Source organism: Thermomonas sp., assembly GCF_041905325.1.
In the GTDB taxonomy this organism is placed as follows: Bacteria; Pseudomonadota; Gammaproteobacteria; order Xanthomonadales; family Xanthomonadaceae; genus Thermomonas.
The window spans coordinates 1-7,101 of sequence record NZ_JAYRLK010000018.1 but is presented as its reverse complement, the minus strand read 5'-3'; the positions used below and the strand labels follow the sequence as shown (position 1 = coordinate 7,101).

Genomic DNA, 7,101 nt, shown 5'->3' with positions numbered 1-7,101 from the left:
GGGGCGTCTGCGCAACGCGCACCTGGGCTTCGTCTACCAGTTCCACCACCTGCTGCCGGAATTCAGCGCGCTGGACAACGTGGCCATGCCGCTGTGGATCCGCCGCATGCCGCGCGAGCAGGCGGCACAGGCCGCGCAACAGATCCTGGCCGAAGTAGGCCTGGCCGGGCGGCTGCACCATCGACCGGCCGAGCTGTCCGGCGGCGAGCGCCAGCGCGTGGCCATCGCGCGGGCGCTGGTCACGCGGCCGGCCTGTGTGCTGGCCGACGAGCCCACGGGCAACCTGGACCGCGCCACGGCCGACGGTGTGTTCGAGCTGATGCTGCGCCTGGCGCGTGACCACGGCACGGCCTTCGTCATGGTCACGCACGACGGCCAGCTGGCCGCGCGCTGCGCCCGGCAGCTTGCGCTGGTGCAGGGGCGGCTGGCGTCCTGACCGGCAGATCGCTGCCGCCTGCCGGGGGGACGCGCATACCCTGGTCTCGTCAGATTGGAGGATGACCAAACCCTACCGGGTGCGCTACAAACCGTCTTCCCCAGGGAGGACGAATGAACCCGCTCAAGAAGTTATGCCTGTTCGCGGCGCCATGCCTGCTGGCCCTGTTGTCAGCCGGCGCACAGGCGCAAAGCACGCACAGGGCTGGCTACACGCCGAACTGGGTGGCCACGCCCGATGCCAGGCTGGCGGCCGGACCAGCCGCCGGGCATGCGGTGGTGACCAGTGGCACGCAGAACTGGGTGATCACCGCGCCGCTGCGGCGCACGGCCAGGCCGGCGGGCCCGTCGCGGGCGGTGCTGACCACCGCCGCCTTGCGCGCCAGCGCATTGCCGGGCCCCGGCACCGTCACCTACACGGCCACTGGCGGCGTGCAGCAATGCCCCGTTGGCGAAGACCTGCAGTACTTTTACTACTACGCCGACGTGCCGGAGCGCCGCGCGCCCACCTGGTGCGGCGCGGTGGACGCGGATATCGCGGTGGCCAACGCCACGGACCCCATCGAAAGCCGCAAACCCTATCGCGTCGAGGAATGCGTGGCGGGCTACTACTGGGTCTACTCCCATTCCAACGGCGGCTACGTCAGCGGACAAGTCACCTCGGTCAGCATGGTCTGCCGCACGCAGTGTCCGCATGGCTATGCCCAGGTCAGATCGCCCGACGGCGAAAACCTGTGCGCGCCCATCGTGATCGACGACCAGACGCGCACGCCACCGCCGTCGGACCCCAAAACCCAGACCTGCTTTGCCAACCCCCTGCACCCGCTGACCGGCAAAAAGATGGAATTCATCCCCACCGGCATGTCGGTGGGCGGGCAGGAACTGCACCTGGTGTATGACACCTCGGCCAGGCTGCCCGCCACGGGCGACCCGGCCACGGGCATGAAACGGCTCAACGCCCTGGGCGCCCTGTGGAGCACCAGTTTCCATCGCCAGCTGTACTTGAGCGTGACGGGCGGCAGCGCCCTGGTCACGCGCGGAGACGGCACGGTGCTGAACTTCACGGGCAACGGCGCGGGCGTGTTCACCCCGACGGCCGGCAACCCGCACAAGCTGGAAAGCATCACGGGTGGCTACCGATTTACCGACGTGAACACGGCGCTGCTTGAAACCTACGACACCGACGGCCGGCTGCAGCAGGCCGCCAGCGCCGACGGCGAGGTGCTGACCTTCACCTATGCCGACGGCGACCTGGTGCGCGTGCAGGCGCGCGACGGGCGCAAGATCCAGTTCGTGTACGGCGGCGTCACGATCGACCGCGTGATCGGCCCCGACCTGGGCCGCATCGCCACGGCCTACGACCCCATGGGCAACCTGATGTCGCTGACCTGGCCCGACGGCAAATCGCTGGGCCTGCTGTATGAAAACACGGCGCTGCCCTGGGCGCTGACGGGCAAGGTGGACGAAAACAACAGCCGCTTCGCCACCTTCAGCTACGACGGCCAGGGCCGGGCGGTGGGCTCCACCCACGCGGGTGGCGCCGGCAACTACGCGGTGAACTACGGCACGCCGCCGCGCCGCGCCACCGCGGACCGTTACGACCCCGTGGAACAGATCCTGTACCGCACCCTGTACTGGGAGCCGGCGACCGGCATCGACATCACCGGACCCAACACCCAGAGCTTTGCGCTGCAGTCGCAGGTGGCCGAAGGCCAGCCCGTGATCGCGGGGCGCACCCAGCCCGCCGGCTCGGGCTGCCAGGCGTCGGGCTCGTCGTTCACCTACGACAGCGTGGGCAACGTGCTGTCCATGGACGACTTCCAGGGCGTGCGCACCTGCTACGCGTACGACGCCGCCAACCGCGAAACGGCCCGCGTCGAAGGGCTGGCCGCCGCCGTGGCGTGCGACACCGTGGTGCCCGGCACCGCCACGCTGCCCGACGGGGCGCGCCGCATCGACACCACCTGGCACCCCGACTGGCGCCTGCCGGCGCAGGTGACCCGCCCGCTGCGCAAAACCACGTACGTGTACCAGGGGCAGCCCGACCCGTTCAACGGCAACGCCGCGGCCGACTGCGCCACCGCCCCCGTGCGCGGCGACGGCAAGCCGTTGCCGCTGCTGTGCAAACAGGTGGAGCAGACCCTGCTGGCCAGCGGCACGGTGGACCTGGCCATCACGCCCAGCGTCACCACCACCCGCTACGACACCGCCGGGCGCGTGCTGACCACGGTGGACCCCAACGGACGCACCGCCACGCAGGCCTACCACACCAGCACGTCGTACACCGGCACCAACACCGACCCCGAATTTGAAAACGTCGCCCTGCTGCTGCACGGTGCGGGTTCCAACGGGTCCACCACCATCACCGACTCCGGCTTTAGTGGGCACACGGTCGCCGTGGCCGGCAACGCGCAGATCAGCACGGCCCAAAGCAAATTCGGCAGCTCTTCGATCGCGCTGGACGGCACGGGCGACTACCTGACAGTGGCCGCCAGCGCGCAGTTCAGCTTCGGCACCGGAGACTTCACCGTGGAAGCCTTCGTGCGGCCGGCGGTCACGGCGCCCGAGCAGGCGCTGCTGAGCAACTACCTGAACGCAACGACGGGCTGGTCGTTTGAACTGAACGCGAACACCTTCCACTTTGCCTGCACGGGCAACGGCTACGACATCAGCGGCTCGACCAGCGTGGCGGCCAATACCTGGCACCACGTGGCGGTGGCGCGCGCGGGCGGCACGCTGCGCCTGTTCGTCAACGGGGCGCTGGACGCGGCGGTATCGGACAGCCAGGCGTGCTCCAGCACGGCGGACCTGATGGTCGGGCGGCTGGGCACGTACGACGTGATCCCGCTGAACGGCTACCTGCAGGAAGTGCGCATCACCAAGGGCGTGGCGCGTTACACGGCCGCGTTCACGCCGCCGACGCAGCCGTTCCCCGACAGCGGGCTGTCGTGGCAGAGCGTGGGCCAGTCGGTGGGCGACCTGCAAAGCGTGACCAACGCGGTCGGCCAGGTCAACCAGATCGGCCTGTACGACCCGGCGGGGCGCCCGCGCCAGATGACCGACGCCAAGGGCGTGGTGACCGACGTGGCCTACACCCCGCGCGGCTGGGTCGGCACCGTCACGGTCACGCCGCCGGGCGCCAGCGCGCGCGTCACCACCTTCAGCTACGACAACGCGGGCCAGCGCACGGGCGCCACGCTGCCCGACGGCACGGCGCTGAGCTTCAGCTACGACGCGGCGCACCGGCTCACGGGCATGACCGACACCCGCGGCAACACCATCAGCTGGACGCTGGACGAAGCGGGCAACCGCACCCGCCAGGAAGTGCGTGACCCCGGTGGAACGCTGCGGCGCAGCATCTCGCGGTCGTACGACTCGCTGAACCGGCTGCAGCAGATCACCGGCGCGGCCAACTAGGCGGACAGGGGCATGACCATGAAACACAAACTTCCCAACGCGTTGCGGCTGGCGCTGGCCCTGGTGGCGGCGGCGCTGCCCTGGGCCGCGCAGGCGCAGGCGGCCAGCACCACCACGCTGTCGTCATCGCTGAACCCGTCGGTGTACGGACAATTCGTGACACTGACCGCCACCGTCACGGGGGGCACGCCCACGGGCAGCATCAGCGTCCTGGAGGGGGCGGCGCTGGTGGGCACGGCCAGCCTGAGCATGTCGGGCACGTACAGCGCGGTGGCGCGGGTGGTCACCAACGCGCTGGCGGCGGGCGGGCGCACGCTGACGGCGGTGTACAGCGGCAACGCCCACACGGCCAGCAGCACGTCGGCGGCGCTGACGCAGACGGTGCACATGGCGACGCCGACCCTGACGCTGACGGCGTCGCCGGGCACGGTGACGCTGGGACAGAACCTGGGGCTGGCGGCCCGGCTGGGGCGGCCGCTGGCGGCGGGGGTGGTGAGCTACACGGCCAACGGCAGCCCGCTGGGCACGGCGACGGTGGTGGCGGGGCTGAGCAGCCTGGGGGTGAACACACTGGCGCTGGGCACCTACAGCGTGGCGGCCAGCTACGGGGGCGATGCCAACCATACGAGCGCGACGGCGGCGCCGGTAACGGTCAGCGTGGTGGGGCGCAGCACCATGACGTGGCAATACAGATACGACGCAATGAACCGTCAGACGGCGCAGGTGGACCCGAACGGGCTGACCACGTCGTACACCCACGACAGCCTGGGCCGGCAGATCGGCATCAGCATGCCGCCCAACGCGGGCACGACAACCACCACGGACATCGCGCTGGGGTACAACCTGGCGGACGATCTGACAAGGGTGAGGGACCCGAGAAACCTGACGACCAGCTACACGATCACGGGGTTGGGGCTGCGGGGCACGCAAACCAGCCCGGACAGCGGGGTGAGCCGATACACATACGACCCCAAAGGCAACATGCTGACGAGCACGGACGCGCGCGGCAAAACCACCACGTACACATGGGACGGGCTGGACAGGCTGACGGGCAAAACCTACCCGCAGGCTGCTGCGGGCAAACTGGCGCGCGCAAGATTCATTGATAAATTGAATCGACATCATCGTAACGATTGAATCGACAAATGATCTCTGGTTTTCTACAGTGAACGCTCATCGACCAAGGAGCCTGCATGACAACGCACCTCATCCCCGAAAGTGGCCGTGGCTGGCTCGAACTGCTGGCCACCCTGGCTGCCGCGTCCTGATCCTTCATCCATCACGACTACTTTTCAACGAGACCCTCATGAGCAACCCCGAAGCCCAATGCCCTTTCTCCGGTGCCGCCAAAGGCGGCCCGTCCGCGCGCCAGCCCGGCCGCACCAACCGCGACTGGTGGCCCAACCAGCTCAACCTGTCGGTGCTGCACCAGCACCAGCCGGTGTCCAGCCCGATGGACCGGGACTTCAACTACGCGCAGGCCTTCCGCAAGCTCGACTTTGCCGCGCTGAAGAAAGACCTGGCGGTCCTGATGACCGATTCGCAGGACTGGTGGCCGGCCGACTGGGGCCACTACGGCGGCCTGTTCATCCGCATGGCCTGGCACAGCGCCGGCACCTACCGCACGGCTGACGGCCGCGGCGGCGCGGGCAGCGGCAGCCAGCGTTTCGCGCCGCTGAACAGCTGGCCCGACAACGGCAACCTGGACAAGGCGCGCCGCCTGTTGTGGCCCATCAAGCAGAAATACGGCAACGCCATCTCCTGGGCGGACCTGTACGTGCTGGCCGGCAACGTGGCCATGGAGACCATGGGTTTCAAGACCTTCGGCTTCGGCGGTGGTCGCGCGGACGTGTGGGCGCCGGAAGAGGACATCTACTGGGGCGCCGAAGGCGAGTGGCTGGCCACCAGCGAAAAGGAGCACAGCCGCTACAGCGGCCAGCGTGACCTGGAAAACCCGCTGGCTGCCGTGCAGATGGGCCTGATCTACGTGAACCCCGAAGGCCCGGACGGCAAGCCCGACCCGGTGGCATCGGGCCGCGACGTGCGCGAGACCTTCGCCCGCATGGCCATGAACGACTACGAGACCGTGGCCCTGGTGGCCGGTGGCCACACCTTTGGCAAGGCGCACGGCGCGGGCGACGCCAAACTGGTCGGCCCCGAGCCCGAGGCCGCGCCGGTGGAAGCCATGGGCTTTGGCTGGATCAACCAGTTTGAAAGCGGCCATGGCGTGCACACCACCACCAGCGGCATCGAAGGCGCGTGGAAACCCAACCCGACGACGTGGGACATGGGCTACCTGCGCGTGCTGTTCCAGTACGAATGGGACCTGGTCAAAAGCCCCGCCGGCGCCCACCAGTGGCGCGCCCGCGACGTGGCGCCGCAGGACATGATCCCCGACGCGCACGACCCGTCAAAAAAGCACGCGCCGATGATGACCACGGCCGACCTGTCGCTGCGGTTCGACCCGGCCTACGAGAAGATCGCGCGCCACTTCCTGGCCCACCCGGATGAATTCGCCGATGCCTACGCCCGCGCCTGGTTCAAGCTGACCCATCGCGACATGGGCCCCAAGGCCCTGTACCTGGGCCCCGAAGTGCCGGCGGAAGACCTGATCTGGCAGGACCCGGTGCCCCCGGTCAGCCATGCGCTGATCGACCCGGCCGACGCTGCTGCGCTGAAGGAGCGGGTGCTGGCCGCCGGCCTGCCGGTGCGCGAGCTGGTGGCCACGGCCTGGGCGTCGGCGTCCACCTACCGCGGCAGCGACAGGCGCGGCGGCGCCAACGGCGCGCGCATCCGCCTGGCGCCGCAGAAAGACTGGGCCGTCAACGATCCCGCGCAACTGGCGCGCGTGCTGGGCGTGCTGGAAGGCATCCGCGCCGGGTTCAATGCCGCGCAGACCGGCGGCAAGCAGGTGTCGCTGGCCGACCTGATCGTGCTGGCCGGCAACGCGGGTGTCGAAGCCGCGGCCAGGGCCGCCGGCCAGCCGGTGCAACTGCCGTTCACGCCGGGCCGCACGGATGCGACGCAGGCACAGACCGACGTCGAATCTTTCGCGGTGATGCAGCCGCAGGCCGACGGTTTCCGCAACTGGCGCGCGGGCGCCCTGCGGACTTCACCCGAGGAAATGCTGGTTGACCGCGCGCAGCTGCTCACGCTGAGCGCGCCCGAGATGACGGTGCTGGTGGGCGGCCTGCGCGTGCTGGGCGCCAACACTGGCGACGCAAAAGAAGGCGCGTTCACGCAGCGTCC

4 protein-coding genes are annotated in these 7,101 nt (G+C 69.4%); all 4 read left to right on the top strand.

Features of this window, described 5'->3' with window-relative positions:
* Nucleotides 1-436 (top strand): ABC transporter ATP-binding protein (locus ACE3OK_RS12200; protein WP_374249822.1); only part of this gene is annotated, 436 nt, incomplete at its 5' end.
* 113 nt (nt 437-549) lie between these two features.
* Nucleotides 550-3,852 carry a LamG-like jellyroll fold domain-containing protein gene (locus ACE3OK_RS12195; RefSeq protein ID WP_374249821.1) on the top strand — a complete coding sequence of 1,101 codons (3,303 nt, stop codon included), beginning with the start codon at nt 550-552 and terminating at the stop codon, nt 3,850-3,852.
* Between the two features lie 12 nt (nt 3,853-3,864).
* Nucleotides 3,865-4,989 (top strand): Ig-like domain repeat protein, encoded by a 1,125-nt coding sequence (locus ACE3OK_RS12190; protein WP_374249820.1) that lies wholly within the window; start codon nt 3,865-3,867, stop codon nt 4,987-4,989.
* A 169-nt stretch (nt 4,990-5,158) separates the two neighbouring features.
* A partial coding sequence (gene katG, locus ACE3OK_RS12185; protein ID WP_374249818.1) for a catalase/peroxidase HPI occupies nt 5,159-7,101 on the top strand: 1,943 nt, incomplete at its 3' end.

Bases quoted from the DNA above. Each gene is read 5' to 3' on its own strand.
- ACE3OK_RS12195 (WP_374249821.1), top strand. From the start codon at position 550: ATGAACCCGCTCAAGAAGTTATGCCTGTTCGCGGCGCCATGCCTGCTG.
- ACE3OK_RS12190 (WP_374249820.1), top strand. From the start codon at position 3,865: ATGACCATGAAACACAAACTTCCCAACGCGTTGCGGCTGGCGCTGGCC.